The sequence below is a fragment of the Bosea vaviloviae genome, assembly GCF_001741865.1.
GTDB lineage: Bacteria > Pseudomonadota > Alphaproteobacteria > Rhizobiales > Beijerinckiaceae > Allobosea > Allobosea vaviloviae.
The window spans coordinates 5,116,930-5,141,326 of sequence record NZ_CP017147.1 but is presented as its reverse complement, the minus strand read 5'-3'; the positions used below and the strand labels follow the sequence as shown (position 1 = coordinate 5,141,326).

The 24,397-nt window shown below is 66.1% G+C and carries 27 protein-coding genes, 1 tRNA gene, 1 pseudogene and 1 riboswitch; of the genes and pseudogenes, 17 read left to right on the top strand and 12 right to left on the bottom strand.

The window, feature by feature from the left end:
* The first annotated feature begins 224 nt into the window (after nt 1-224).
* From BHK69_RS23655 to BHK69_RS23645, 3 genes are all read left to right on the top strand, one after another.
* A complete protein-coding gene (locus tag BHK69_RS23655) occupies nt 225-1,790 on the top strand; it encodes an AMP-binding protein (RefSeq protein ID WP_069692238.1) in 1,566 nt (521 codons plus the stop codon).
* Between the two features lie 28 nt (nt 1,791-1,818).
* Nucleotides 1,819-2,496 carry a DUF1190 domain-containing protein gene (locus BHK69_RS23650; RefSeq protein ID WP_158516263.1) on the top strand — a complete coding sequence of 226 codons (678 nt, stop codon included), beginning with the start codon at nt 1,819-1,821 and terminating at the stop codon, nt 2,494-2,496.
* A 91-nt stretch (nt 2,497-2,587) separates the two neighbouring features.
* Nucleotides 2,588-2,675, top strand: a tRNA-Leu gene (locus BHK69_RS23645).
* Nucleotides 2,676-2,724: 49 nt separating this feature from the next.
* Here the strand turns inward: BHK69_RS23645 and BHK69_RS23640 are convergent.
* The 3 genes from BHK69_RS23640 to BHK69_RS23630 all read right to left on the bottom strand — a co-directional run bounded on the left by BHK69_RS23640 (nt 2,725) and on the right by BHK69_RS23630 (nt 4,751).
* A complete protein-coding gene (locus BHK69_RS23640) occupies nt 2,725-3,201 on the bottom strand; it encodes a TIGR02391 family protein (RefSeq protein ID WP_069692236.1) in 477 nt (158 codons plus the stop codon).
* Complete coding sequence (locus BHK69_RS23635; protein WP_244548299.1) at nt 3,198-3,926, bottom strand: DUF5343 domain-containing protein; 729 nt, start codon at nt 3,924-3,926, stop codon at nt 3,198-3,200. The genes BHK69_RS23640 and BHK69_RS23635 overlap by 4 nt, the downstream gene beginning before the upstream one ends.
* Nucleotides 3,927-4,094: 168 nt before the next feature.
* A complete protein-coding gene (locus BHK69_RS23630; RefSeq protein WP_069692235.1) occupies nt 4,095-4,751 on the bottom strand; it encodes a DUF938 domain-containing protein in 657 nt (218 codons plus the stop codon).
* Between the two features lie 210 nt (nt 4,752-4,961).
* On the opposite strand from BHK69_RS23630, the gene BHK69_RS23625 reads away from it, so the two are divergent.
* From BHK69_RS23625 to chrA, 3 genes are all read left to right on the top strand, one after another.
* The gene (locus tag BHK69_RS23625; protein WP_069692234.1) at nt 4,962-6,224 is read left to right on the top strand and encodes a hemolysin family protein; all 1,263 of its coding nucleotides are present in this window, start codon (nt 4,962-4,964) and stop codon (nt 6,222-6,224) included.
* Nucleotides 6,225-6,345: 121 nt separating this feature from the next.
* Complete coding sequence (locus tag BHK69_RS23620) at nt 6,346-7,164, top strand: chromate resistance protein ChrB domain-containing protein (protein ID WP_069692233.1); 819 nt, start codon at nt 6,346-6,348, stop codon at nt 7,162-7,164.
* Nucleotides 7,165-7,173: 9 nt separating this feature from the next.
* Nucleotides 7,174-8,568: a chromate efflux transporter gene (gene chrA, locus BHK69_RS23615; protein WP_069692232.1), complete on the top strand. Its 1,395-nt coding sequence runs from the start codon at nt 7,174-7,176 to the stop codon at nt 8,566-8,568.
* A 117-nt stretch (nt 8,569-8,685) separates the two neighbouring features.
* On the opposite strand, the gene BHK69_RS23610 is transcribed toward chrA, so the two are convergent.
* Complete coding sequence (locus BHK69_RS23610; protein WP_148663560.1) at nt 8,686-9,003, bottom strand: hypothetical protein; 318 nt, start codon at nt 9,001-9,003, stop codon at nt 8,686-8,688.
* 230 nt (nt 9,004-9,233) lie between these two features.
* Between BHK69_RS23610 and BHK69_RS23605 the strand changes: the two genes are divergently transcribed.
* Nucleotides 9,234-9,512, top strand: a complete 279-nt coding sequence (locus tag BHK69_RS23605) for a type II toxin-antitoxin system ParD family antitoxin (protein WP_069692230.1) — start codon at nt 9,234-9,236, stop codon at nt 9,510-9,512.
* Nucleotides 9,445-9,797, top strand: a pseudogene (locus BHK69_RS33245) (type II toxin-antitoxin system RelE/ParE family toxin). The gene BHK69_RS23605 and the pseudogene BHK69_RS33245 overlap by 68 nt, the downstream one beginning before the upstream one ends.
* Nucleotides 9,798-9,891: 94 nt before the next feature.
* On the opposite strand, the gene BHK69_RS23600 reads toward BHK69_RS33245, so the two are convergent.
* The 4 genes from BHK69_RS23600 to BHK69_RS23585 form a co-directional block, all read right to left on the bottom strand.
* Nucleotides 9,892-11,076, bottom strand: coding sequence for an FAD-dependent monooxygenase (locus BHK69_RS23600; protein WP_069692229.1), 1,185 nt, complete (start codon nt 11,074-11,076; stop codon nt 9,892-9,894).
* A gap of 42 nt (nt 11,077-11,118) precedes the next feature.
* Nucleotides 11,119-11,319: a hypothetical protein gene (locus BHK69_RS23595; protein WP_069692228.1), complete on the bottom strand. Its 201-nt coding sequence runs from the start codon at nt 11,317-11,319 to the stop codon at nt 11,119-11,121.
* Nucleotides 11,316-11,567, bottom strand: a complete 252-nt coding sequence (locus BHK69_RS23590; protein WP_069692227.1) for a zinc-finger domain-containing protein — start codon at nt 11,565-11,567, stop codon at nt 11,316-11,318. The genes BHK69_RS23595 and BHK69_RS23590 overlap by 4 nt, the downstream gene beginning before the upstream one ends.
* Before the next feature lie 146 nt (nt 11,568-11,713).
* Complete coding sequence (locus BHK69_RS23585; RefSeq protein ID WP_069692226.1) at nt 11,714-12,694, bottom strand: acetyltransferase domain-containing protein; 981 nt, start codon at nt 12,692-12,694, stop codon at nt 11,714-11,716.
* Between the two features lie 97 nt (nt 12,695-12,791).
* Here BHK69_RS23585 and BHK69_RS23580 point away from each other — a divergent pair, with 97 nt between their 5' ends.
* Both BHK69_RS23580 and cysE read left to right on the top strand, forming a co-directional pair.
* A complete protein-coding gene (locus tag BHK69_RS23580; protein ID WP_069693911.1) occupies nt 12,792-13,559 on the top strand; it encodes an alpha/beta fold hydrolase in 768 nt (255 codons plus the stop codon).
* A 179-nt stretch (nt 13,560-13,738) separates the two neighbouring features.
* Nucleotides 13,739-14,587, top strand: coding sequence for a serine O-acetyltransferase (gene cysE, locus BHK69_RS23575; RefSeq protein ID WP_069693910.1), 849 nt, complete (start codon nt 13,739-13,741; stop codon nt 14,585-14,587).
* Nucleotides 14,588-14,658: 71 nt separating this feature from the next.
* On the opposite strand, the gene BHK69_RS23570 is transcribed toward cysE, so the two are convergent.
* The gene (locus tag BHK69_RS23570; protein ID WP_069692225.1) at nt 14,659-15,618 is read right to left on the bottom strand and encodes a LysR substrate-binding domain-containing protein; all 960 of its coding nucleotides are present in this window, start codon (nt 15,616-15,618) and stop codon (nt 14,659-14,661) included.
* 124 nt (nt 15,619-15,742) lie between these two features.
* Here BHK69_RS23570 and glyA point away from each other — a divergent pair, with 124 nt between their 5' ends.
* The 4 genes from glyA (at nt 15,743) to BHK69_RS23550 (ending at nt 19,489) form a co-directional block, all read left to right on the top strand.
* Nucleotides 15,743-17,065, top strand: coding sequence for a serine hydroxymethyltransferase (gene glyA, locus BHK69_RS23565; protein ID WP_069693909.1), 1,323 nt, complete (start codon nt 15,743-15,745; stop codon nt 17,063-17,065).
* 61 nt (nt 17,066-17,126) lie between these two features.
* Nucleotides 17,127-17,258: riboswitch (TPP riboswitch) on the top strand.
* A 59-nt stretch (nt 17,259-17,317) separates the two neighbouring features.
* The gene (thiO, locus tag BHK69_RS23560) at nt 17,318-18,502 is read left to right on the top strand and encodes a glycine oxidase ThiO (protein WP_069693908.1); all 1,185 of its coding nucleotides are present in this window, start codon (nt 17,318-17,320) and stop codon (nt 18,500-18,502) included.
* Nucleotides 18,499-18,711: a sulfur carrier protein ThiS gene (gene thiS, locus BHK69_RS23555; protein WP_069692224.1), complete on the top strand. Its 213-nt coding sequence runs from the start codon at nt 18,499-18,501 to the stop codon at nt 18,709-18,711. The genes thiO and thiS overlap by 4 nt, the downstream gene beginning before the upstream one ends.
* Before the next feature lies 1 nt (nt 18,712).
* Nucleotides 18,713-19,489 carry a thiazole synthase gene (locus tag BHK69_RS23550; RefSeq protein ID WP_069692223.1) on the top strand — a complete coding sequence of 259 codons (777 nt, stop codon included), beginning with the start codon at nt 18,713-18,715 and terminating at the stop codon, nt 19,487-19,489.
* 38 nt (nt 19,490-19,527) lie between these two features.
* On the opposite strand, the gene BHK69_RS23545 is transcribed toward BHK69_RS23550, so the two are convergent.
* Complete coding sequence (locus BHK69_RS23545) at nt 19,528-20,901, bottom strand: serine hydrolase domain-containing protein (RefSeq protein WP_069692222.1); 1,374 nt, start codon at nt 20,899-20,901, stop codon at nt 19,528-19,530.
* A 213-nt stretch (nt 20,902-21,114) separates the two neighbouring features.
* On the opposite strand from BHK69_RS23545, the gene BHK69_RS23540 reads away from it, so the two are divergent.
* Nucleotides 21,115-21,327, top strand: a complete 213-nt coding sequence (locus tag BHK69_RS23540; RefSeq protein ID WP_069692221.1) for a DUF3126 family protein — start codon at nt 21,115-21,117, stop codon at nt 21,325-21,327.
* Nucleotides 21,328-21,489: 162 nt separating this feature from the next.
* Here the strand turns inward: BHK69_RS23540 and BHK69_RS23535 are convergent, their stop codons facing one another.
* On the bottom strand, nt 21,490-22,209 hold the full coding sequence (locus BHK69_RS23535) for a hypothetical protein (protein ID WP_148663556.1): 720 nt from the start codon (nt 22,207-22,209) through the stop codon (nt 21,490-21,492).
* Nucleotides 22,210-22,487: 278 nt separating this feature from the next.
* On the opposite strand from BHK69_RS23535, the gene BHK69_RS23530 reads away from it, so the two are divergent.
* Both BHK69_RS23530 and BHK69_RS23525 read left to right on the top strand, forming a co-directional pair.
* Nucleotides 22,488-22,817 (top strand): DUF6949 family protein, encoded by a 330-nt coding sequence (locus tag BHK69_RS23530; RefSeq protein ID WP_069692219.1) that lies wholly within the window; start codon nt 22,488-22,490, stop codon nt 22,815-22,817.
* A 57-nt stretch (nt 22,818-22,874) separates the two neighbouring features.
* Nucleotides 22,875-23,405 (top strand): gamma carbonic anhydrase family protein, encoded by a 531-nt coding sequence (locus BHK69_RS23525; RefSeq protein ID WP_069692218.1) that lies wholly within the window; start codon nt 22,875-22,877, stop codon nt 23,403-23,405.
* 313 nt (nt 23,406-23,718) lie between these two features.
* Here the strand turns inward: BHK69_RS23525 and BHK69_RS23520 are convergent, their stop codons facing one another.
* Nucleotides 23,719-24,351 (bottom strand): transglutaminase-like cysteine peptidase, encoded by a 633-nt coding sequence (locus tag BHK69_RS23520; protein ID WP_244548298.1) that lies wholly within the window; start codon nt 24,349-24,351, stop codon nt 23,719-23,721.
* Nucleotides 24,352-24,397: the final 46 nt, after the last annotated feature.

Genomic DNA, 24,397 nt, shown 5'->3' with positions numbered 1-24,397 from the left:
CGTTCGATGAAACCAATGCGACCGAACTGTGGGCAGGGCGGATAGCGTCGTCGTCTCCATCGAAACCCGGCCACATCCCATTGCAGCATCAGACCGGATCGTAATCGGCCTGATGCTGCAGTGCGTTGATCTTGCATCGGCTTGTCCCGAAAACCGGTTCCCACTTTTCGGGCTGATGCTTTAGGTTGAGAGCAAGAAGACGAGCCAGCCGGGAGAAGCAGCAAATGGCCGCCACGGAATTCGACGCGCCCGCGGCGCGGATCACGCTGTTCCGTGCGCTGATCCAGGCGAGCGCTCGCCACGGCCGGGCCCGCACGGCGCTGGAGGATCCCGAGCGCCAGCCGATCAGCTTCGGGCGGCTCGTGCTGGGCGCGCTGGTGTTGGGGCGCAAGCTCGCCGGCGTCACGCAAGCGGGTGAGCGTGTCGGCCTGCTGCTGCCCAATATGCAGGGCATGGCGGTGACGCTGTTCGGACTCTCCGCCTTCGGCCGCGTGCCGGCGCTGCTGAACTTCACCGCCGGGGTGAAAAACCTGCGGGCGGCAGCCGAGCTGGCCGGGCTCAGGACCATCATCACCTCGCGCCGCTTCATCGACCAGGCCAAGCTCGACGACGAGATCGCGGCCTTGGGCGAGGGCCGGCGGGTGATCTATCTTGAGGAGGTCCGCAAGCAGATCACCAGCCTCGACAAGGCCTATGGTGCGCTGCTCAGCCTCGCGCCTGGGCTCGCGCATCGCGCTTACGAGGCCAAGCCGGACGATGCGGCGGTGGTGCTGTTCACCTCGGGCACGGAGGGTAGGCCGAAGGGCGTCGTGCTCTCCCATGCCAATCTGGTCTCGAACGCCCGCCAGATCTTCCAGCTCGCCGCCGGCTTCCTGTCCGAGCGCGACATCGTCATGAACCCGCTGCCGGCCTTCCATTCCTTCGGGCTGACGGCGGGGCTCCTGATGCCGCTGCTGCAGGGCATGAAGGTCGTGCTCTATCCGAGCCCGCTGCACTACAAGCAGGTCCCCAAGCTGATCGGCGAGATGGGCTGCAGCTTCCTGTTCGCGACCGACACGTTCCTGCAAGGCTATGCGCGCGCTGCCGATCCCGACGACCTGAAGAGCGTGCGCTATGTCGTCGCCGGGGCCGAGCGGGTGAAGCCCGAGACGCGCCGGATGTGGGAGCCTTACGGCACCACGATCCTGGAAGGCTATGGCTGCACCGAATGCTCGCCCGTGCTCGCCTGCAACACGCCCGTCGCCACGCGCGAGGGCAGCGTCGGGCGTTTGCTGCCGGGCATCGAGGCGAGGCTCGATCCGGTCGAGGGCATCACCGAGGGCGGCAAGCTTTGCGTGCGGGGCCCGAATGTCATGGCCGGCTATCTCAGCGCCGAGGAGCCGGGCAGGATCGTGCCGCCGGAAGGCGGCTGGCACGACACCGGCGATATCGTCGCGATCGATGACGGCTTCGTGGTGATCAAGGGCCGGGCCAAGCGCTTCGCCAAGCTCGGCGGCGAGATGGTCTCGCTTGCTGCGGTCGAAGCGATGGTTGCGGGACTATGGCCGGAGCAGAACCATGTCGTGGTGGCGCTGCCCGATGCGCGCAAGGGCGAGCAGCTCGTCCTCGTCACCGAAAAGCCCGATGCCGAAAAGCGCGCCTTGCTAGACGAGGCGAAGGCGCAGGGCTTTCCCGAATTATGGGTGCCGCGCGCGATCCTGGTGACCAACTCGATTCCGGTGCTCGGCAACGGCAAGATCGACTATGGCGCGACGCGCGAGCTCGCGGCCTCGCGCCGTTCGCTGCTGTGAAGCCACAATCTTGGCTATGGTGCGCCGCATGATCATGGTTTCCGCATCCTCGCTCCTCTCCACAATCCGCATCGCGGCGCTTGCGCCGGCGCTCTATCTGGGTTCGCCGGCCGATCTCGCGGCGCAAGGCAAGAGTGTGATCCAGGGCAAGAATGCGGTTTATGAGCGGCGCGACGAATGCGTCGAGGCCGGCCTGCTGAGCGCCGCGCAATGCGAGTTCGCCTATCGCAATGCCCGCGCCGAATTCGAGCAAAAGGCGCCGCGCTATGCCTCGCGCGCGTCCTGCGAGCAGGTCCATAAGCGCTGCGGCGCACAATTGGTCGCGACCGGCGGCTGGGATACGCTCGGACGCGGTGGCGCGACCTATGTGCCGCGCTTCAGCGGCGTGCGCCTGACGGGCGAGGGCGCTGCCTTGCGGGCCTTGCCGGTGGTCGCGGGTTCCGGGCGGATCGTCTTCGCCGGGCGTTCGGTGACGGAGCTGCAGGACAAGGTGGCGGGCCGGCAAAACGTGTCCGGACCGACCGAGGCGCGCAGCAGCCGGCATGGCCACCAGACGCAAGCCGCAGGACCTTACGTGAAACGTGGCGACCGTGACGACACGGTGCGCGTGCCGATGGAGCAGAAGAGCATCGGCTCCAATGTCGCGCCGGGCCTCTATGTCGATCCCGACGGCGTCGAATGGTACAAGCCCGCCCGCCGGCATTGAACGGCTTGCGTGGAGGAGCTTGGAACGGCTTGCGCCGAAGCGCTTGCAGCGGCTTGCGCCGGGAGCCCGCGCCCGCTACCCCTGCGGGCAGGCGGACGTGGCGAAACTGGTAGACGCAAGAGACTTAAAATCTCTCGGCCCGAAAGGCTGTGCGGGTTCGATCCCCGCCGTCCGCACCAATCTTGCATTCTTTCCGTGAAGCCAGCCGCCGCCGTCAGTCCGTAGCGGTTAGGGCGCCTTGCGACCTTCTATGGTCCGCAACAGAACGGACGCAATCGAAAGGTGGTCAAGACACACGTCAATCGGATCGACCACATTATCGTGCCCGCGAGGATTGCGAATTCCTGCCATGGCACCTGCAAAGATATAGCGGAAGCCCTTTTGTTCGTCCTTTTCGCTGAGTGTCGCCAAGTCGTTGAGACGAATTCGAGGCGCTGCTTCATTCAAAGCGTTCATCATCAAGCTAAAGCCTATGTCTTCAAGACCAGAGATGACTTTGACACGATTATCTATTAATTTGAATGCTTCAAATGTGGCTTGTGCGTAGTGCCCGTCATCAAAGAGCTTGATCGAGACGGCTGCGAGGTCGGTGTGGATATTCCGCTCGTCGAACGGGTGAATTGCTCCCTTCTCTGCGGCTGGTTGCTGACCAAAGTTCTTCGCCCCTCGGGCGATCCTTTCGAAAGCGGTAAGCGCGGCGGTCATGGGAATAAGTTGGCCCGGATGCTCTTGAATATGGCGTCGTAAGTGGCCTGCGTTCCCTCGGCCGGAAGGTTGATTTCTATCCGCACGGTCAGCGCCATTTCGCCCTTCTCACGAGAAGGGACGATTGCCGGCTTCAATTCGCTAGTCGCGTTAGGCGAGGCGGCTTGGAGCACCGGCTTCGCCTTGGTTTTACTTCGGGGAGAAGAACCCGATTTTGGTTTTGGTCCGTTTGGCTGACTCTCGCTTTTGTAGCCGCTCAGGTCGCGCAAGGCCATGAAAACCCCGGCCTGACGCTGACCAATAATGTCACTCGTTTTGTCCGCGCTTCGAAAGAAGCTGATTAGGGAATTTCGGTCCATCGCCCATGCGTCGTCGCCGCGAAGGTCAAATAAGTCCGCATAAGCAGCGCGCGTGAGATCGCTGAACGCCTTTTCAAATTCGGCCTCGTCGTGCGTCGTCATGACGCCGTGGCCCTTTTCCGTTCGCTTTCCCTCTTCGTCAATCAGGCCGAGATGTTGAAGGACGTTGATGACGTAGCTTTCATTCTTGGGGGCTAGCCCTAGCTTCTTAACGGTATCTGACGACACAGTCGCAGGAAAGTTTTTCCGCAAGAAGCCGATCATTTGGGTGACGTTGTTGACGCCTGAAATGTAAGGATGGCTCGGCATTCTCTCCCCCAATTTTTTTGACTGACTATCGATCCACTGAGTCATCTTGAGGGTCAACTATGCTATCGGCAAATTTCGGGCTTTTCCTCTGCGATATGCTGACATTCAAGAGCGCCCAATCCACACAGGGGCGCCTGTCACTCTTTCACACGGACTCCAGTAACTGAGGCTTTCGGCGCGAGATTTCTCGGTCGAAATCAGAGTTTCGCACTCGTGCTGTCACGATCAGCGCCTCGCCTCCTTCCTGAAAATCACGCTCAGATTATTCGCAGGCATCTCGATGACCTCAGGCACGGAGAAGCCCGCCTCTTTTGCCAATGCTGCGACCTCATCGAGATCGCGCAGGCCCCAGTCCGGGTTGCGGCTGCGCAGGCTTGCGTCGAAGGCGGCGTTGCTGGGCTCGAGCGTGCGGCCGGGGCGACGGTAGGGGCCGTAGAGATAGAGCGCCGCGCCGGCTTTCAGGATGCGCCCGGCCTGGCGGATCAGGCCCTGCGTCGCTGCCCAGGGCGCGATATGGATCATGTTGATGCAGAGGATCGCGTCGGCGTGCACGACGGGCCAGGCCGGAGCCGCCGCGTCGATCAACAGGGGCGGGCGGATATTCTGCGCGCCTTGCGTCCAGGCTTTGATGCTCTCCAACGCCTCACGCGAGGGGTCGCTGGGCTGGAAGATGAGGCCCGGCAGGGCGCTGGCGAAATGCAGGGCATGCTCACCCGAGCCGCTGGCGATCTCCAGCACGAGTCCGTTCGCGGGCAGCACCTCGCGCAGCACGGCAAGGATCGCGTCGCGGTTGCGCTGCGTGGCAGGCGCGAAGAGGCGCTGCTCACTGCGTGTTGTTTCGCTCGCGGCCGGCTGCCACGGTCCGCTTGTCTTGCTCGTCATGCCTGTCCTGCCTTTCGACCGGGCCATGCGATCACTGGGCCATGCGATCACCGGGTCTTGCGATCACCGGGGTTTTGCAAATCACCGGCCCTTGCGAATCTTTGCTGCGCCCCATCGCCACGCAATCGCGATACGCTATAAGGGCTTTTGAAGCAGGCCGCTGACGAGTGCGGCTTTGCATGGCGCGGGCTGGTTTTGTTAACCGAGGTATTGATCGTCGTGGCATTGACCGTGATCAACGGTCTTCTGTCCATGTCCGAATTGGCCGTCGTCTCATCCCGCCCCGCCAGGCTCAAGGTTCTCAGCGATCAAGGCAATAAGGGCGCGGCGATCGCGATCCGCCTGACCGAGAATCCGGGCCGCTTCCTCTCGACCGTCCAGATCGGCATCACGCTTGTGGGCGTGCTCTCGGGCGCCTTCTCGGGCGCGACCCTGGGCGCGCGGCTGGCCGACTGGCTGGCGGAGCAAGGCCTGTCGCGCACGGCTTCGGACGGACTTGGCGTCGGTGCGGTGGTGGTGGCGATCACCTATCTCTCGCTGATCCTGGGTGAACTGGTGCCCAAGCAGATCGCCTTGCGCGATCCCGAGCGCGTCGCGGCGCGCGCCGCGCCCGCCATGCTGTTCCTCTCCAAGATCGGCGCGCCCTTGGTCTTCCTGCTCGATCTCTCGGGGCGCGCCGTGCTGAGCCTGCTCGGCCAGAAGGGCGAGCCGGAGGAGAAGGTCACCGAGGAGGAGGTCCGCACCATCATCGCCGAGGCCGAGACGGCCGGCGTGCTGGAGCGCGACGAGCGCGAGATGATCTCGGGCGTGATGCGGCTCGCCGACCGTTCGGCGCGCGCGCTGATGACGCCGCGCCGGGAGGTCGAGGTGATCGATCTCGCCGACAGCGTCGACGAGATCCGGGCCCAGTTGCGCGCGACGCGCCGCTCGCGGCTGCCGGTCCAGGACGGCGAGCCCGACTCGATCATCGGCGTCGTCATCGTCAAGGATATGATCGATCTGCTCTCGGACGGCGGGGCGCATGATCTGCGCCAGCTCGTCGACGAGGCGCCGGTGGTGATGGACACGGCCAATGCGCTGCGGATCCTGCGCGATATCCGCGCCTCCAAGGTGCATATGGCGCTGGTCTTCGACGAGTACGGGCATTTCGAGGGTATCATCACGCCCGGTGACGTGCTGGAGGCGATTATCGGCGCCTTCCAGGAGGAGGAGGAGAGCGAGCCGCCGATCGTGACGCGCGCCGACGGCTCCTTTCTCGTCGCCGGCTGGATGCAGGTCGACGAGTTCTCGCATGAGCTCGGCATCCACATCCCGCGCGATGCCGATTTCCAGACCGTGGCGGGCTTCATCCTGGCTGAGCTCAACCATCTCCCCAATGTCGGCGAATCGTTTGATCGCGGCCACTGGCGCTATGAGGTGGTCGATCTCGACGGGCGCCGGATCGACAAGGTGCTGGTCAGCCGGATCGAGTGAGACGGGCGTTGACGGCGATCGCGGCGTCGTGGTCTAAAGTCCCCAAGGGGTTCACCGCGACGACCCCGTGAGGCTTCGGCCCAAGGTTCGCGTCCAGATTCCTTGCTTCAGGATGGACGCCATGTCTTCCAATATCGAGATCAGCACTGCCCAATTGTCCCGGCTCGTCGGCCTGCCCGACGCTCCGGTGCTCATCGACGTTCGCATTCCACAGGATTTCGACGCCGACCCACGCTTGCTGCCAGCCTCCGAACGGCGCAGCCACACCGATGTGGCCGCCTGGGCCAGAGGCTATGCCGGTCGGCGCGTCGTGGTCTCCTGCCAGCGTGGTCTCAAGCTCAGCGAGGGCGTTGCTGCCTGGCTGAGGCATGAGGGCGTCGAGGCCGAAAACCTCGCGGGCGGGTTCGAGGCCTGGCGCGACGCGGGCGGGATGCTGGTGGCACCGGCCAAGGTCCCCCCGCGCAATGCCGCCGGCAATACCGTCTGGGTGACGCGGACCCGGCCCAAGGTCGACCGCATCGCCTGTCCCTGGCTGATCCGGCGTTTCGTCGATCGCGATGCGGTCTTCCTGTTCGTCTCGCCGTCGGAGGTCGCAGACGTGGCCGATCGTTTCGGCGCGACGCCCTTCGATATCGACGGCGTGTTCTGGAGCCATCGTGGCGCGCGCTGCAGCTTCGACGTCATGATCGAGGAGTTCGGCTTGTCGAGCCCGCCGCTCGACAGACTGGCAACGATCGTGCGGGCGGCCGATACGGCGGAGCTCGATCTCGCGCCGCAGGCGGCGGGGCTGCTCGCGGCCTCGCTGGGCCTGTCGCGCATGTTCAAGGATGATCTCGCGCAATTGGAGGCCGGCATGCTGCTTTATGACGCGTTCTATCGCTGGTGCCGCGATGCGAGCGAGGAAAGCCATAACTGGCCCGCAAGCTCGGCCAAGATCTGAGGCGCGGCGATGACGATCGCGACGACAACGGCTTCGGTCGAAGCAACGCCTGCCATGCCGACGCTGGCGGAAGCCACCCGCGTCTGGGCGAAGATCGGGCTGCTGTCATTCGGCGGGCCGGCCGGGCAGATCGCCCTGATGCATAAGGAGCTGGTCGAGGAGCGGCGCTGGATCGGCGAGCAGCGTTTCCTGCATGCGCTCAATTACTGCATGCTCCTGCCGGGCCCGGAGGCGCAGCAGCTTGCCGTCTATATCGGCTGGCTGATGCATCGCACGTTCGGCGGGCTCATCGCCGGCCTGCTGTTCATCATCCCCGGCGCGCTGGTGATGCTCGGGCTCAGCACGCTCTATGTGCTCTACCGGCAGGTTCCACTCGTCGACGGGATCTTCTTCGGGGTGAAGGCCGCGGTGCTTGCCGTGGTCATCGAGGCGGGCTTGCGGATCAGCCGGCGGGCGCTGAAGAACCGCGCCATGGTGGCGGTGGCGATCGCAGCCTTCATCGCGATCTTCCTGTTCAAGACACCGTTTCCGCTGATCATCCTGGCGGCCGGTCTGATCGGTTGGCTCGGCCATCGCGCCAGGCCCGATCTGTTTGGAGCTGGCGCGGGGCATGGCGCGGCGGGGCCCGATGTCGTCGGGCTGGTCGATCAGATGTTCGCGCGCGGCGAGATGGCGCATGCGCGCCCTTCAGCGGGCAAGGCGCTGCGGGTCCTGGCCGTCTGGCTGCCGCTCTGGCTCGGGCCGGTGTGCCTGCTCTGGCTGATGACGGGGAGCGCGAGCGTCTGGACGCATCTGGGGACATTCTTCAGCACCATGGCTGTCGTCACCTTCGGCGGCGCCTATGCGGTGCTGGCCTATGTCGCGCAGGCCGCGGTTGAGACCTATGGCTGGCTCGTCGCCGGCGAGATGGTCGATGGGCTCGGCCTTGCCGAGACGACGCCCGGTCCGTTGATCCTGGTGCTGCAATTCGTCGGCTTCCTGGCAGGATTTCGTGCGCCGGGCAGCCTGCCGCCGCTGCTCGCGGGCGGGCTAGGCGCGTTCTTGACGCTCTGGGTCACCTTCGCGCCCTGCTTCCTCTGGATCTTCCTGGGCGCGCCCTATGTCGAGGCGCTGCGCGGCAACAAGGCGCTGTCGGCGGCGCTGAGCACGATCACGGCTGCGGTCGTCGGCGTGATCATGAACCTCGCGCTCTGGTTCGGCCTGCATGTCCTGTTCAGGCAGGTGCGCCGGGTCGAGCTGCTGTTCGCCAGCCCCGACTGGCCCGTGCTGGCCTCGCTTGACTGGCGCGCGGCGCTGCTCTCGGCTGCCGCGATGGTCGCGATGCTGCGCTTCAAGACCGGGATGATCCCGACGCTCGCGGCCTGCGCGGCGGCAGGCATGGTGCTGACGCGGCTTCCGGCCTGATCTTCGCACCGCGTTTCAGCGCGTTTTCGAGCGAAGTGGTCGCCGGTTCGCGTGAAGAAAACGCGTTAAAACAAAGAGCTGGAGCCGTTGAACGATCCAATTGGATCGGAAACGGCTCTAGCGGCGCGGCGGCTCGCCGGGCTCGATGATGCGGTACTCGGCGTCGATCACATCGACGCGCTCAGCCGGCCGTCTCTGCGCGGCGAAGGGATCGGGCCGGCCGAAGCCGGCAGCCTTCAGCCGGCTGCGCAAGCGCCATGCGGCGACCGCACCGACGATCATGACGACCGGAATCAGGATCAGCGCGAGGCTGGCTGCGAGCAGGAACAGGGTGACGCCGACAACCAGGCTCGCCGCCATGGCAAGCCATGTCATCCAACGCGGACCGCGCTGGGGGCGGCCGCCGAGCTGTTCATGGAGATTGACGCGGATCATCTGGCCCTCGTCCAATGGATCGAGGATGACAGATAGGGATGAAATGCGGCGAAGACGAGAGCGGTGCGCCCGTTTGAAGCGGATGACTCTGACGAATTCATGCTGAAAGCTGGAATCATTCCGTTCCACCGGGAGCTTCCGGCAAAGTCGTTGACCTCCTCTCGCTCACTCTCAATTTTGTGAGAGATATCATAAAGTGATATAAAGCGCTATGAACGAGGAGGCTGGACATGGCTTCAAGCTATACGCTTGGCTCCCATTATGAGAGCTTTATCAAGGAGATGGTCGAAAGCGGTCGCTACTCCACAGCCAGCGAGGTGATGCGCGACAGCCTGCGGTTGATGGAAGAGCGCGAGCAGATGCGGTCTGCCAAGCTGGAGGCGTTGCGCCAGCTTGTCCGCGAGGGCCTGGATAGCGGGCCAAGCGAAGACCACGACATGGATGACATTCTCGCGACTGCCCGCAGGGAGCGTCAGCGCGAAAAAGCCGGCCGCGCGAATGGCAAATAGGGCGCGACGCCTTCCAGCCGCGCGCCGGGACCTGATCGGGATCTGGCGTTTCATCGCAGACGACAACGAAGCTGCCGCCGACCGGTTGCTGGCGCGGATCGAGCAGTCGATCGTCATGCTCCGTGAACACCCCTTTGCGGGCGCGACCGGCCAGAACTGGCGATGAATATTCGCAGCTTCCCTGTCGGCAACTATGTGCTGTTTTACCGGCCGCTCGCCGATGGGATCGAGCTGGTTCGGGTGCTGAGCGGCTACCAGGACATCCAGCCCGAAGACGTCGAGTGACAGTCGCTGCCCAGAGAGGGCAGTTGGGCTGTCGCAGAGCAGGATACGAAAAAGTGGGCACCGGTTTTTCGCGTTGATCCGGCTCTAGTCGAATTCAGACCGGGGCGCGCCAGTCATAGAGCCAGTCGTAGCGACGGCGCATGCCGTCGGGGCCGAGACGCCGCATCACCAGGTCGCGGCCAAAACTCCAAGGCCGGCCGAGATGGTAGGCGCGGCCATTGCTGCGGCTGGTCGCCTGGACGCGGGCGACGCGCTCGGTGCGTGCCTTGGCATAGGCCGCCATCGCAGCCGGCACGCCGGAGGCGCCGTCGCGCTCCAGATGCGTCGCGAGTTCATGCGCCAGCACCGCCGCGTCCTCGATCGCCAGCGCCGCGCCCTGGGCGAAGAAGGGCAGCACGGGATGAGCGGCGTCGCCGAGCAGCGCGATCCGGCCCTGCGCCATCGCGGCCGGCGGTCTGTCGAACAGCGACCAGACCTGCCATGGGCCGGCCGCGCCGGCGAGGCGGTGGAGATCGGGAGCGGCACCAGCGAGATGGCTCGTCAGCAGGCGGGCATCGCCGTCGCGGCTCCAGCCTTCGCGTGCCTCCTTGGCTTCCCGGATGATGACGAGATTGATCTCGCGCCCGTTTGCGACGGGATAATGCACGGCATGGCGGCCCGCACCGAGATGGAGCGTGATGTCGGCTGCGGGCTTGTCGCTGCCGGCCGGGACAAGGCTGCGCCAAGCCTCGAAGCCGGTGAAGGCGGGGGACGCGGCGTCGCCGCTGAGCTCTCTGAGCCGGGACCAGAGCCCGTCAGCGCCGACTACGCCGAGCGCCTGCACGGTCTCGATCTGCCCGGCATCGCTGACCAGGGTCGCAGTGATGCTGTCCTGGGTCTGGGCGATCTCCTGCAGGCCCCGGCCGACGACGAGGCGGATATTGGGGAGCTGGCGGGCGGCGTCGAGCAGCAGCATGTGCAGATCGGAGCGCTTCAGCACGCGAAAGGGCGTTTCCGCCGGCGCGACCGCCATCGGCATGCCTGCGATCTCGGCCCCGTTCCGCCAGCGCCGGATGACGAGCCTGTCGACCGTGACGCCGACGCGCTTCAACGCGAAGCCGAGATCGAGAGCCGCGAGCACGCGCCCGGCATTGGGCGATAATTGCAGGCCGGCGCCGGTCTCACCGAAGCCGGTGCGCTTCTCAGCCAGCGTCACCGCGATGCCGCGCCGGGCGAGCGCGATGGCGGCCGTCAGACCGCCGATTCCGGCGCCGGCGATCAGGATATGGGGAGTTGGCACGGCATATCCGGCTGAAGATGTGTTGGTAGGCGGACCGAAACGTCAGTCCTTGTTGTTGCTGCCGTCGCGATCGGGCGGCAGGTCCGGGCGGGGCGAGCCTGGCTCGGCCCAACTGCGGGCATAGGGCTCGGCCTTGCCGCCGAGGCGCGGCGCGGTCTCCTGGGACACTGACTGGCAGCCGGCGAGAAGCGTCGCCAACAACAGAACCGCGCCGGTGACCGTGCGGATCCGGCTCATCGTCATGCGGCCTGCGAGGTCTCGTGATGCGCGCATTCAGGCGGCGTGCAGGCGCCGCCCTTCAGCGACGGATCGTATTTGAACAGCGTCGAACAATAGGGGCAGACGATCTCGTGGTCGGAGCCCATGTCGAGGAAGACATGGGGATGGTCGAAGGGAGGCTTGGCGCCGATGCACATGAACTCATGCGCGCCGACATGGATCACGGCCACGCCGGAATCATTGTGGAAATGCGGAATGCCCGTCTCGGCCATGATCGTCGCTCTGCAAATGGGATGTCGTGCTGCGAATGGAATATCTTGCAGTGATGCTGGCACAAACTAGCGTGCGCCGCCTGCCCGCGCCAGTGCGCGATTGCCTCAGGGCGATGCTTGAGGGCGATTCTTGCCGCGTCGCGGGGTCAGCGAAAGCAAACCTCGGCGAGAGCCGAGACGCGGCTGCGCTCCTCCGGGCTGAGCGCATTCTCGAGCACTTTTCGCCAGAGATCTTCGCGCTTGATGGCGTCGACCGTGCAGCCGCAGCGCGCCCGGCAGGCGCTGGCGTCGTGCGCTCCTTGCATGCAGCTACGCTCGCAGGACTGCATGAAGGGCTTTTCGTCCAAGGGTCGCGCGATCACAAACTGCATCGCCAGCATGAGTGCCCCGATGAAGAGCGGCTGGTGCACGAGATAGACCAGCAGGCTGTTGCGGCCGCCCCAGGCCACGACCCGCGCGGGCAAGGCGCGCGGCTGCCAGCCGGCGAGGCGCGAGTGCGCGAGACGCGGCAGCGCCAGCCGCGCCAGCACTATCCCGGTCAGAACCCAGCCGAACCAGGGGAAAACAGGCACGAAATCGGCGGAGGGTGGAATCTTCTGGGCCAGTCCGAGCCAGAGCAGCCATGACTGGTCGAGGACGGGATGGGCGAGATACGGCACGGCGAAGACGAAGAGCGCGGCCAGCGCGACGGCAAGCGTCGGCAGCCATAGGAAGGGCAGGGCGATGACGCTCGCCAGCGCGACCTGATGCAGGATGCCGAAGAAGATGAAGCTGTCGGGCATGGCGAACCAGGTGCCGACCGTCACCAGCGCGGCCGCGCCCGCGACCATGGCGAGGCGCTTGAGATAGGCGTGACGGTTCAGATAGACTTGGCGATTCAGCCCGTTGCGGGTCGCGAGTACCAGGCTGACGCCGACCAGCGTCAGGAAGCTCGCGGCGATCGAGCGGGCGAACCAGTGCCAGCCCGGCTCGACCGGGGTGTCGACGTCGATCAGCTCGAAAAAGGCGAGGTCGTAGGTGAAGTGGAAGACGAACATCGCCAGTAGGGCGATGCCGCGCGCCAGATCGATGAACGCGAAACGCGGTCGGGCGACGGTCTGTGTCGGGCTGATATCGGCAGTGCTCATATCCATCTTCATAGGCAAGCGGCGTCAGGGCCGCTACCCAAAGCAGCGGCTGCATGGCAGGGAGAAGGCAACGCCAACGGCCCAAGCGATCGCGATCATGCAGAGTTTCTCATCCGACGGAGTCAATCTCGCCTATATCGACCTCGCGCCGACAAGCGAGGTTGCGCGCGGCGAGACGGTCATGCTCGTCCACGGCTTCGGCTCCAGCCATATGGTCAACTGGGTCAACACCCAATGGACGAAAACGCTGACCCATGCCGGATACCGTGTCGTCGCGCTCGACAATCGCGGCCATGGCCAGAGCGAGAAGCTCTATGAGCCGGCCGCCTATTCCTCGCAGATCATGGCCGAGGATGTGCGCTGCCTGATGGACCATCTCGATATCTCGCAGGCCGCGGTGATGGGCTATTCGATGGGCGCGCGGATCTCGGCGCATCTGGCGCTGGCGCATCCAGATCGCCTGCGGGCGCTGCTGCTCGGCGGGCTCGGCATCCATCTGGTCGAGGGCGTCGGCCTGCCGCTCGGCATTGCGGATGCCATGGAGGCGCCCTCGCTCGATGTCCTGACCGACCCGATGCAGCGGATGTTCCGCGCCTTTGCCGATGCGACCAAGAGCGATCTCAGGGCGCTCGCCGCCTGCATCAGGGGCTCGCGCCAGACCTTGACCGCTGCACAAGTCGGGCAGATCGCGGTGCCGACCCTGGTCAGCGTCGGCACGAAGGACGATGTCGCGGGTTCCGGGCCGGAGCTTGCGGCGTTGATCCCGAATGCCGAAGCGTTCGACATCGAAGGCCGCGACCACAATCTCGCCGTCGGCGACAAGAGCCACAAACAGGCGGTGCTGGATTTCCTGGCGCGGGTCTGAACGGGCGGGCCGGCGGGCGGGAAAGCGGAGTCCCTTCAGGGTTTTGCGCCCGGCGGCTGCGGTCTTGATTCAAGCGGGTGCGGGGCCGATCTGACACTTCCGCGCTTTCGCGTTTGGCGGTTCGCCACCGCAATGTGCTAGAGTTTGAATTCGTCTTACGTCTCCATCGGAGAATGATCATGCCGTCTGGGCGCTCCGTCATAGAAGCACGCGATCCCGCTACCGGGCTCGACCGTGTCGATCCCGTCTGGGCCAGGTTGCGGCGCGAGGCTGAAGCTGCGGTCGCCAGCGAGCCGTCGCTTGCCAGTCTGATCACGGCCTCCGTGCTGAACCAGCCGAGCTTCGAGGCGGCGGTCAGCCACCGCGTCGCGATGCGCCTCGGGCATGTGGCTGTTCCAGCCGATCTGATCGCGCAGGCTTTCGAGGAGGCGCTTATTGCCGATCCGGAGATCAGTCAGGGCATACGGGCCGATGCGCTCGCGGTGATGGACCGCGACCCGGCCTGCTACCGGGTGCTGGAGCCGGTGCTGTTCTTCAAGGGCTTCCACGCCTTGCAGGCCCATAGGCTGGCTCATTGGCTGCACCGGCAGGGGCGGCGCGATTTCGCGCTTTATCTGCAGAGCCGCTCATCGGAAGTGTTCCAGACCGATATCAACCCGGCCGCGGTGATCGGCAAGGGCATCTTCCTCGACCATGCCACCGGCCTCGTCGTCGGCGAGACCACGGTGATCGAGGACGATGTCTCGATGCTGCAGGACGTGACGCTGGGCGGAACCGGCAAGCAGGGCGGCGACCGCCACCCCAAGATCCGCAAGGGTGTGCTGATCGGCGCCGGCGCCAAGATCCTCGGCAATATCGAGATCGGCCAATGCGCCCGCGTCGCAGCAGGCTCGGTCGTGCTGCAGGCCGTGCCGCGCAACAAGACCGTCGCCGGCGTGCCGGCCAAGGTCGTCGGCGAGGCCGGCTGCGCCGAGCCGTCGCGCTCGATGGATCAGATCCTGGCCGGGGATTGCGGCAGCGCGATCTGAGCTGATTGCGCCTGCATTTCGAGAGCATTGCGCGAAAAAGTGGGTACCGGTTTTTCGCAAGAGCAATGCGCTCAGCTTTTAGGATCGATCACGTTTTTCGCATTCGGACCAAGCCGTCCGAATGCGACGTGATCGAGCAGGCTGCGCGCGATCTCGCGCCGGCTGGCATGCGCGCTTGCTTGTGAGTTCAGGACGAGCGTCAGCGCGTCTCCGGTCGGCATCGCGTCCATGAAGGGGGCGGCAAGCCTGCCGTCGCGCAGATGCGGCGCAATCAGGCTCATCCGGCCCATCAGCACACCGGAGCCCGAGAGCGCGGCGTCGAGCGCCAGGCTGTAGAGCGAGAAGGAAGGGCCGCGGGCCGGGTCGATCGTCCCGATGCACCCCGTGAAGGCGAGCCAGCGCCGCCAATCATCCCGCCAGACAGCGTCATGCAGCAAGGTCGCGCGCGCCAGATCATTGACGCTTGTGAGCGTGCGCGCCAGTGCCGGCGCGCAGACCGGCAGGATCGCGTCCGGACCCAACGTCAGCGCATCGACGGGGCGCGCCTCGGGGCCGAGATAAAACAGCGCCAGATCATGCGGCTCGCGGCGTGGATCCGGCGGTTGCTCCATCGCGGAGACCGAGATCTGCAGTCCGGGAAACGCCGCCTGCAGCGCGGCCAGGCGCGGCGAGAGCCAGAGCTGGGCGATGCAGGGCAGGGCGGCGATGGTCAGTGCGCGGCCTTCATGCCCGGCGTTCAAGTCCTGCCCTGCGCGTAAGTCCTGCACGGCTTGTCCCAGCGTATCGAAGCCGCGCGTCAGCTTGGGCAGGGCGTTGCGCGCGCCCTCCGTAAGTTCCACCCGCTGGGCGAGGCGGCGAAACAGCGGGAAGCCGAGCCATGCCTCCAACTGCCGGATCTGCTGCGTCACCGCGCCGGCCGTGACGCCGAGCTCTTCGGCTGCCTTGACGAAGCTCTCGCAGCGCGCCGCCGCCTCGAAGGCCCGCAAGGCGTTGAGGGAGGGCAGGCGCGGGCGCGGCGGCTTAACGGGCATGACGGGTCCTCTCTTAGGCTGAGATTTTCTCTGCCTGCGAGCGAGGATTACTCGTTTGCGCCGCGCCGCGCAAACCGGTCATATCCTTCGCATCATGCGGAATTATCGCGAGGAGGATCGATCGATGACGGCTCTGGGCAGGCGCGACTGGGTTCCGCAAGCGAGCGAGGATTACGTGCTCGGCATCGCCGCCGAGACGGCCGGCCAGTCGCTCGACGCGGTCGAGGCGCGGATCGCGGCGCTGACGGTCGAGAACCGCAACATCCATGAGCGCGACTGCATCAACCTCAACCCCGCGACCAATGTGATGAACCCCAAGGCCGAGGCCGTGCTTGCGGCGGGGCTCGGCGCCCGGCCCTCGCTCGGCTATCCCGGCGACAAATACGAGATGGGGCTGGAGGCGATCGAAAAGATCGAGATCATCGCCGCCGAACTCGCCGCCGAGGTCTTTGGCGCGAAATATGCCGAGATCCGCGTGCCCTCGGGCGCCATTGCCAATCTCTATGCGTTCATGGTCGCGGCCAAGCCCGGCGACTGCATCATCGCGCCGCCGGGCGCGATCGGCGGCCATGTCACGCATCACGGCGCCGGCGCCGCAGGGCTTTACGGCATCGTTACCCATCCCGCCCCAGTCGACCCGGTGAACTACACCGTCGACCTTGCGCGCCTGCGTGAGGATGCCTTGCGATTGAAGCCCAAGCTGATCTCGATCGGCGGCAGCCTCAACCTCTTCGCCCATCCGATCCGCGAGATCCGCGCGATTGCCGACGAAATCGGCGCGATCGTGCTGTTCGACGCGGCGCATATGTCGGGCATGATCGCCGGCCATGGCTGGCAGCAGCCGCTGGAGGAGGGCGCTCATCTGATGACGATGAGCACCTATAAGAGCCTGGGCGGGCCGCCTTCGGGTCTGATCGTCACCAATGACGCCGAGATCGCCAAGCGGCTCGACGCTGTCGCCTATCCCGGTCTGACCGCGAATTTCGATGCGGCGAAATCGGCCTCGCTGGCGATCACCTTGCTCGACTGGAAGGCGCATGGCCGTGCTTACGCGCAGATGATGGCTGAGACGGCCAAGGCGCTGGGCGAGGCGCTGGTCGAGCGGCAGGTGCCGGTCTTCGCGCGCGATCGCGGCCTGACGACCTCGCATCAATTCGCGATCGAGGCTCACAGCTATGGCGGCGGCCAGGCGGCCGCCAAGACGCTGCGTGCCATCAACATCCTGAGCTGCGGCATCGGCCTGCCCCTGCCGGAGGTGGCGGGCGACGTCAACGGGCTCAGGCTCGGCACGCCCGAGATCGTGCGCTTCGGCATGACGCCCGCCGATATGCCCGAACTCGCAGGCTATATCGCTGAAGGCCTCAGCGGTTCGCGGCCGGCGGAGGTCGTGGCTAAAGATGTGACGGCGTTCCGCGGGCGCTTCCGTGAGCTGCATTTCATGCGGTGAGGGCTGGCGCTGCCTGCATCCAGGCAGGCTTGACCATCGGCCACCGAGCTTTCACAGTCGTCGTCATTCCAGGGAGATCCCCGGCAAGGGGCTGAGACACCGCTGGCAGACCGGGGCAACCCGGATAAGCGCGCGGAAATCCTTCGAACCTGATCCGGTTCATACCGGCGGAGGGATGGATTTCCCGGCATGAAGCCGGCGGCCCGCAAGGCTGCAGATATCCTCGCCCCCCGTTGCGGCGAGGAGTTTGCGATGAGAGGCCCGCCCGACACCAGTTTGCGCCGCCAGCAGGCCGGCCCGCCCGATGCTCCGGCGCCGCCGGCCTCGACGGATGTCGCCATCATCGGCGGCGGCGTGATCGGCCTGATGACCGGCTGGCGATTGCTGCGCGCCGGCCTGCGGGTCGCGCTCTTCGAGCGCGGCACGGTCGGCCAAGGCGCGAGCCTCGCCGCCACCGGGATGCTGGCGGCGGCTGCCGAATTCGAGCCCGGCGGCGAGGAGCATGTCGCGCTCGCCCTGGAGAGCCAGCGCCTCTGGCCCGGCTTTGCCGCCGAATTATCGGCCGATGGCGGGCTCGATATCGACTATCGCAGGGATGGCATCCTGCTTGTCGCCACGACGCGCGACGAGGTGGCGCGGCTGCGCTTTCGCCAGGAGATGCAGCGGCAGGCCGGGCTTGTGACGGAGTGGCTGGACGGGGCTGCCTGCCGAGGCTTTGAGCCCGGCCTGCGGCCCTCCGTCGTGGCCGGCATCCATTGTCCTGGAGATCACCAAGTCGACCCGGCCAAGGTGATCGCCGCCCTGCGGCAGGCCTTCATCGAACGCGGCGGCATCCTGCTCGAAGGCTCGGCGGCAACGCCCTGGCTGCAAGCCGGGCGCGCCGTGGGCGTCACGACGAAGCAAGGGCCGGTGAAGGCTACGATCATCGTGGCTGCAGGCGGGGCCTGGACCGAGATAACGGGGCTTTCCCTGCCGTTGCGGCCGCTCAAGGGGCAGTCGCTGGCGCTGGCATGCCCGCCGGACCGGCCGCTCCTTTCGCGCATGGTCTGGACCGACCAGGTCCATCTCGCCCCCAAGAGCGACGGGACGCTGATTGTCGGCGCGACCATGGAGGAGTGCGGCTTCGACGATGCCGTGACGGCCGGCGGCGTCTACGCGCTGCTCGAAGGCGCGCGGCGCATCCTGCCCGGCATCGAGGACCTGCCGATCGCCGCGATCTGGTCGGGCTTCCGCCCCACCAGCGCGGACGACGCGCCGATCCTCGGCGCGACCCGGATTCCAGGCCTGCTCCTCGCCACGGGACATCATCGCAACGGCTATCTGCTGGCCCCTGTCACCGCGGAGGCGATCACGCAGCTCATCACCGAGGGAGGCATCAAGGGGCCAGCCGCATCCTTCGGACCGGAGCGCTTTTCAGCACAGGAGGCAGTGGCATGAAGCTCATCGTCAATGGACGCGATCACGACAGCGCGGCCGAGGATCTGCTGGCGCTATGGCAGGAGCGCACGGCCGAGCTTGATCTGCCGGGCCCCCAGGGCTTCGCCATCGCGCTGAACGGGATGGTGGTGAAGCAGTCGCAATGGCAGGTCTCGCCTCTGGCGTCCGGCGACCGCGTCGAAATCATTCGCGCTTTTCAAGGAGGTTGAGATGAGTGTCGCGGAACAGCCCTTCATCCTGGCCGGAACGCAACTCGGCTCCCGCCTGCTGATCGGAACGGCCGGCTATCCCAACCAGCGCATCATGGTGGATGCCGTTGCCGCCAGCGGCGCGGAGATCGTGACCCTGTCGCTGCGCCGGATCTCGCTGGCGGGCCATGGCTCCGACACGGCGCAGCTCTTATCCAGCTATCGCTTCCTGCCCAACACAGCCGGCTGCGAGACGGCGCGCGACGCTGTCCTGACGGCGGAGCTCGCCCGTGAGGCGCTTGGAACCAACTGGATCAAGCTCGAAGTCATCGGCGATCGCGAGACGCTCTATCCTGATGTCGGGGAGCTGCTGGAGGCGACGCGCCAGCTCGTCGAGATGGGCTTCGTCGTGCTGCCCTATTGCAATGACGATCCGGTGGTCTGCGCGCGCCTGGCCGATCTCGGAGCCGCTGCCGTGATGCCGATGGGCTCGCTGATCGGCTCCGGCATGGGCGTCGCCAACCCTGCCAATCTCGAATTGATCTGCGCGCGCTCGGCCGTTCCCGTGATCGTCGATGCCGGGCTGGGCACGGCGTCGGATGCCGCCATCGCGATGGAGTGCGGCGCGAGCGCGGTGCTGCTCAACACCGCGATCGCCAAGGCGAAGGATCCGGTCCGCATGGCGCGCGCCATGCGCCACGCCGTCGAGGCCGGTTGGGATGCGCGCGGGGCCGGGCGCATTCCGCGCCGCGGCCGCGCCGAGGCCTCGAGCCCGCAGCTCGGGCTCGTCGGTTCGTGACCGCGCTAGCGCCACGCTCGTCCAGGGTGGCAAAAGCGCTAGGCTTTGCCGCTCTGATAGCGCGCAAGCATCTCCGCCTTCAGCGCTGCCTCCGAGACGACATGCGCGCCGCCGAGCCAGACCGACTCGATGCGGCCGGCATCGTCGCGCACCAGCCGTGCCGTTTCGCCGGGGCTGTTGAAGGAGGAGGCCTTGACGAAGCGGCCGCGATCGGGCGCTTCGATCGCGATCTCTCCGGCATCAAGGAGAGGGCTGAACAGGGTCGGGTTGGCAACCAGCACCTTGTCGGCGAAGGGCACGAGGTCGCCGGGGTTCCAGATCGTCCACCAGCGGCCGGCCCAATCCTTGGTTGCGGCCGAGGGCGCGCCCAGCTCCTGGAAGCGCTTGAGGATCTGGACGATGCCGTCGAGCCAGGGATGGGCGAGGCCGTCGATGGCGTTGGTCAGCACCGAGATCGTCAGATCCTGCTCCGGCAGGACGGCTGTGCGGGTGATGAAGCCCTGGAAGCCGCCGGAATGGCCGAACCAGGCCCAGTCGCCTTCGCCACCGGAGATGGTGCCGAGTCCGTAATGGCGGCCGAGGCTGCTTTCCTCATCGGCCCAGAGCCGGCGGCTCATCTCGCGGCGATTGAGGGGCGAGAGGATGCTGCGCTCGGCCTTGGGCGAGAGCTGCGCGAAATAGCGCGCGACATCGGCGGCCGTGGCGACGAAGCCGGCTGCCGACATCATCGCCTGGCAAGGGTTGTCGCCGGGGACGACGACGCGATGTCCGAGCGGCCATTTCGGGCTGTGGCCCCGAGCCATCGGGCCAGTCCAGAGGCCGATATCGGGCATGGTTTCAGCAAGCCCGACTGCCGCTACGACCTCCCTGGCGATCCAGTCGGCATAGGGCTCGCCCGTCACCGCCTCGATCACCAGGCCAAGCAGGCCGAAGCCGTGATTGGAGTATTTGAGCCGCTGCGAGGCGGGCAGGATGGGCGGCAATGCCAGGTCGGCGAGAAGTTCGCCCTTGTCGCAATAGGGCTTACGGTCGAAGAACTGGCCGTTGTCGGGGCCGTCGCGCGTCAGGCCGGCGCTGTTGGAGAGGAGCTGCGCCAGCGTCACGGCCGCGACCTCGGGATGGAGGCGGGGCACGAAGCTGCCGGCCTTGTCGTCGAGGCGCAGCCGCCCGGCTTCGACCAGGCGCAGGATGCCGGCCGAGGTGAAGCTCTTCGAATGCGAGGCGATGCGGAAGCCGTGGCGCGGCGTCAGCGCCTCGCCGGTCGCGATGTCGGCCTTGCCGAAGGCGGCTTCCAGAACGATCTCCCGCCCGCTCGCGATCGCGACGGAGCATCCCGGCTGGTCGTGATGGCGGAGCTGAAACTCGAGCCAGCTGGAGACATAGGCGAGGGCGGCAGGCAGCCACGGCGTCATGGGGCGATCCATCATGAGCGAAGGGAGCGCTCACTATTGCAGATCGCGCCGGCGCGCGCAGGCGCGCCAGGCGGCTACCGCCATGCGGGAATGGGTGGGTGGCACTCGCGATGACGAGCACGGGAGCCGTCGATTGGCGGCTCGACCGCCTTCCGGCTTGCCCTTCCGGCCCCGCCATGGCATCCGTCCCGACAACCGATAAGGACCGATACCGTGGACAAGACAGAACTCGCCAAGCTTGAAGGCTACCTGCGCCGCACCTTCGCCAATCATGCGATCAGCGTGCGGGCGCGCATGAAGAAGAACGATTCGGCCGAGGTTTATCTGGCCGACGAGTTCATCGGCATCATCCATGTCGATGACGAGGACGGCGACCGCTCGTTCAACTTCACCATGGCAATCCTCGACGTCGACCTCGAGGACTGAGCCGCCGGCCTCGAAGCGCTACTCCGGAGGCCGTCTGACGCGGCTTCCTGCGCTTCCGGTGCTCACGGACGAAAAGTCCGCTCCGCTCCGGTTCTCGAAAGCCGCGCCAGCCGACTCACCGGAGCGCACCTCGAGACCGGCTTGCGGCGTGCCTAGGAATGCTCAGCGCAGCATGCCGTCGATGGTACGGCGGACGCCGCCGATCATCAGCTCCCAATCGGCGATGATCCTGCGCGGGAAGCGGATGTTGACGTCGATGCCGCGGTGGCGAAACGTCACCCGGCAGAGCTCGTCGAGCGCGGCGCCTGCCGCGGTGTCGAGCGGGCAGCGCGCCGCGAAGCCGCGCCCGTCGGGCACGGAGACATAGAGTTCGTCGCCCTCATAGGGCGAGCCTTTGCGGAAGCCGCGCACCACCAGACCGCCGGGGTTGGACCAGACCGTCGGCGTCAGGAAACGGGCATAGACGGCAAGTTGCGTCGCTGGCTCGTTGACCTTGTCGGGCGGGCTCAGCGTGACCAGCAGGCGGTTGCGGTTCTGGGCCGGACCGAGATCAGGCCAACCCAGCCTGAGGCGCACCATGCCGACGAGGCGGCTCGAATCGTCGGCCTCGGCGCCTGTCAGGTCCTGCGGCACCATCAGCACGCTGTTGCCGATGCGGGCGGGCTGGAGCATCGTCTCCGTCTCGCGGCCCTTATGAGTGGCGTAGAGACCAAGGCCGGTCGCGGCCGCACCAAGCAGCATGATGGCGAAGGCCGCCTTCACCAGCGCAGAATCGGCGCGTGGCAGCGGCGGCGGAGGCCGCCTCAGGCGCGAGCGGACCATGGTCGCCAGATCGGCGGCCAATTGGGCGGAATGCTCTTGCGACAAGGAGTCTTGGGACAAGGACGCGGTCACGTGCGGGGCCCTTTGAGCCTGACGCCGGAAAGCTGGGACATGGTTCCGGACGACATCGTGCTCTCCCTGACGGGAGACGGATGGATCGATGCGTCCAGTGAAGCAGAGGTCGCTTAAGGGAGCGTAAACCATGATCGCGCAGGCGGCGGCGCGCTGCCGGGGCCTGGGAAAAGCGGCGGCGGCCGGTTAACCATTGCTTATGAGTTTTCTTCACAGTTCGTAAACCATGCGGCAAGGTGGAAGGGTCCGGTTCGGAGTGCCCGCCCTTGTTGATCGAGCCCGCTGCCTATGATGCGCTGCAGGCGCTGTTCATCGGCTTCGCCTTTGCCGGCTTGCTTGCCAGCGCGTTCGAGTTGTTCACGACGCAGCGCGCCGATTTCCGCTTGCTGCAGGCCGGCGGGCTGGCGGCGGTCGCCAGCGTTCCCGTCGTCGTCTTCAGCGCGCCCTTCCTGATCCTGCGCAACACCGTGCGTGGCCGACGCATCGAGGGGCGGCCCTTCATCTTCGTCATGCTGGCGAGCATGATCGCCTCGCTTTGGAGCATGGCCTCGGGACGCGTGGTGCTCGACCTGCTGCATCTTCTCGGCGGCGCTTGACGGAAGGCTGGCCGGGCCTGCAATCCTTCATGGCAAATCCTGGAAGGATATTGGCCGATGCCGCTCTACTCGCTTGACGGAACCGCCCCGGAGACCCCGCCCGAAGGCGGCTGGTGGCTCGCGCCCGAGGCGCATCTGATCGGCCGGGTCAGGATCGGCGCCGAGGTCGGCATCTGGTTCGGAGCGGTCCTGCGCGGCGACAATGAATGGATCGAGATCGGCGCAGGCAGCAATATCCAGGAAGGCTGCGTGCTGCACACCGATATGGGCTTTCCGCTGCGTGTCGGCGCCGGCTGCACGATCGGCCACCGCGCCATCCTGCATGGCTGCATCATCGGCGAGAACAGCCTGGTGGGCATGGGGGCGACGGTGCTGAACGGCGCCAGGATCGGCGCCAACTGCCTCGTCGGCGCCAATGCGCTGGTGACGGAAGGCAAGGAATTTCCCGACAATTCGCTGATTGTCGGCTCGCCGGCGCGGGCCGTGCGCACGCTCGATGCGGCGGCCGCCGCCGGCATCACCGCCTCGGCGCGGGGCTATGTCGCGCGCTGGAAGCAGTTTGCAGCCGGGTTGCAGCGCCTCGGCTGAGCCGGATGATGTCAGCTGGAATCACGCAGTGATCTCAGCTGACATCTGAATCCGTCTCTCAACAAAAAGTGAGAGCAGGACTCGAAAACCGGGAACCGGTTTTCGAGTCCTGCTCTGAGCCTGAAAATGGATCGGGCCGGTTCCCCGGGGAAGAGGAACCGGCCCTATGGCGAAACCCAGTCTTGGGGGACGGGTGGGGACGTGACCGAGCCTCGCCGTCAGTTGGGAGACCAGCGGCGGTGCAGAGCCGCGAGCAAGTCTCCAAGAGGGTGTTGCGGCGCCCGCAGCAGGGCGCTCGCGTGATGAATAGGTGTCAGCGCACCGAGGCGACGGTCGGCGTCTGGGCGCCGCCGAGCGAGGTCCAGCCCGTCTGGTACTGGGATTCGCGCTTCACATAGACATAGCCTGTCTGGTTCCAGGGCAGGATCGCGTTGCGCTTGTTGTCGAGGATGAAGTCGCCGCGATCGGTGCGGATCATCAGCACGGCATGGCCGGCGTTCTCCTCGTCGATCACGACCGTCATCAGCATGGCGCGGCGCGGAATGCCGGCCTCGGCCAGGCGCTTGCGCTTCAGCAGCGCATAGTCCTCGCAGTCGCCCTTGCCGTCATCGGGCAGGTCCCAGCGGTCGACGACGCCCCAATGCTCCTGATCGGTCACCGGCTCGATCTCGCGATTGATCTTGCCGTTGACCGCAACGACGGTCTTCCACAGCTTCGCGGTCATCTCGACGCGCTCGGGCTCGCCGGTGTTGACCCGGCATTCCGACGGCATGCGTTTGCAGAAGTCGCTCCAGGCATAGGGCGCACGTGCCTCGCCCGAGGCAGAAATCGGCAGGCTCGCGACCGGAACGCCGCCCGGCGACTGGGCCTTAACCTGCGTCGCACCGGCGCCGATGATCAAAGCAACCAGCGCGGGTCCGATAAAGTTGCGGTGAATTGAAAGCATGATGTCCCCTTTCCTTGTCCCGGGGATGACCATGCTCAGTGCGGAT

Coding starts and splice junctions, on each gene's coding strand:
- BHK69_RS23655 (WP_069692238.1), top strand. CDS start 225: ATGGCCGCCACGGAATTCGACGCGCCCGCGGCGCGGATCACGCTGTTC.
- BHK69_RS23650 (WP_158516263.1), top strand. CDS start 1,819: ATGATCATGGTTTCCGCATCCTCGCTCCTCTCCACAATCCGCATCGCG.
- BHK69_RS23640 (WP_069692236.1), bottom strand. CDS start 3,201: ATGACCGCCGCGCTTACCGCTTTCGAAAGGATCGCCCGAGGGGCGAAG.
- BHK69_RS23630 (WP_069692235.1), bottom strand. CDS start 4,751: ATGACGAGCAAGACAAGCGGACCGTGGCAGCCGGCCGCGAGCGAAACA.
- BHK69_RS23620 (WP_069692233.1), top strand. CDS start 6,346: ATGTCTTCCAATATCGAGATCAGCACTGCCCAATTGTCCCGGCTCGTC.
- chrA (WP_069692232.1), top strand. CDS start 7,174: ATGACGATCGCGACGACAACGGCTTCGGTCGAAGCAACGCCTGCCATG.
- BHK69_RS23610 (WP_148663560.1), bottom strand. CDS start 9,003: ATGATCCGCGTCAATCTCCATGAACAGCTCGGCGGCCGCCCCCAGCGC.
- BHK69_RS23605 (WP_069692230.1), top strand. CDS start 9,234: ATGGCTTCAAGCTATACGCTTGGCTCCCATTATGAGAGCTTTATCAAG.
- BHK69_RS23595 (WP_069692228.1), bottom strand. CDS start 11,319: ATGACGATGAGCCGGATCCGCACGGTCACCGGCGCGGTTCTGTTGTTG.
- BHK69_RS23590 (WP_069692227.1), bottom strand. CDS start 11,567: ATGGCCGAGACGGGCATTCCGCATTTCCACAATGATTCCGGCGTGGCC.
- BHK69_RS23585 (WP_069692226.1), bottom strand. CDS start 12,694: ATGAGCACTGCCGATATCAGCCCGACACAGACCGTCGCCCGACCGCGT.
- BHK69_RS23580 (WP_069693911.1), top strand. CDS start 12,792: ATGCAGAGTTTCTCATCCGACGGAGTCAATCTCGCCTATATCGACCTC.
- cysE (WP_069693910.1), top strand. CDS start 13,739: ATGCCGTCTGGGCGCTCCGTCATAGAAGCACGCGATCCCGCTACCGGG.
- BHK69_RS23570 (WP_069692225.1), bottom strand. CDS start 15,618: ATGCCCGTTAAGCCGCCGCGCCCGCGCCTGCCCTCCCTCAACGCCTTG.
- glyA (WP_069693909.1), top strand. CDS start 15,743: ATGACGGCTCTGGGCAGGCGCGACTGGGTTCCGCAAGCGAGCGAGGAT.
- thiO (WP_069693908.1), top strand. CDS start 17,318: ATGAGAGGCCCGCCCGACACCAGTTTGCGCCGCCAGCAGGCCGGCCCG.
- thiS (WP_069692224.1), top strand. CDS start 18,499: ATGAAGCTCATCGTCAATGGACGCGATCACGACAGCGCGGCCGAGGAT.
- BHK69_RS23550 (WP_069692223.1), top strand. CDS start 18,713: ATGAGTGTCGCGGAACAGCCCTTCATCCTGGCCGGAACGCAACTCGGC.
- BHK69_RS23545 (WP_069692222.1), bottom strand. CDS start 20,901: ATGACGCCGTGGCTGCCTGCCGCCCTCGCCTATGTCTCCAGCTGGCTC.
- BHK69_RS23525 (WP_069692218.1), top strand. CDS start 22,875: ATGCCGCTCTACTCGCTTGACGGAACCGCCCCGGAGACCCCGCCCGAA.
- BHK69_RS23520 (WP_244548298.1), bottom strand. CDS start 24,351: ATGCTTTCAATTCACCGCAACTTTATCGGACCCGCGCTGGTTGCTTTG.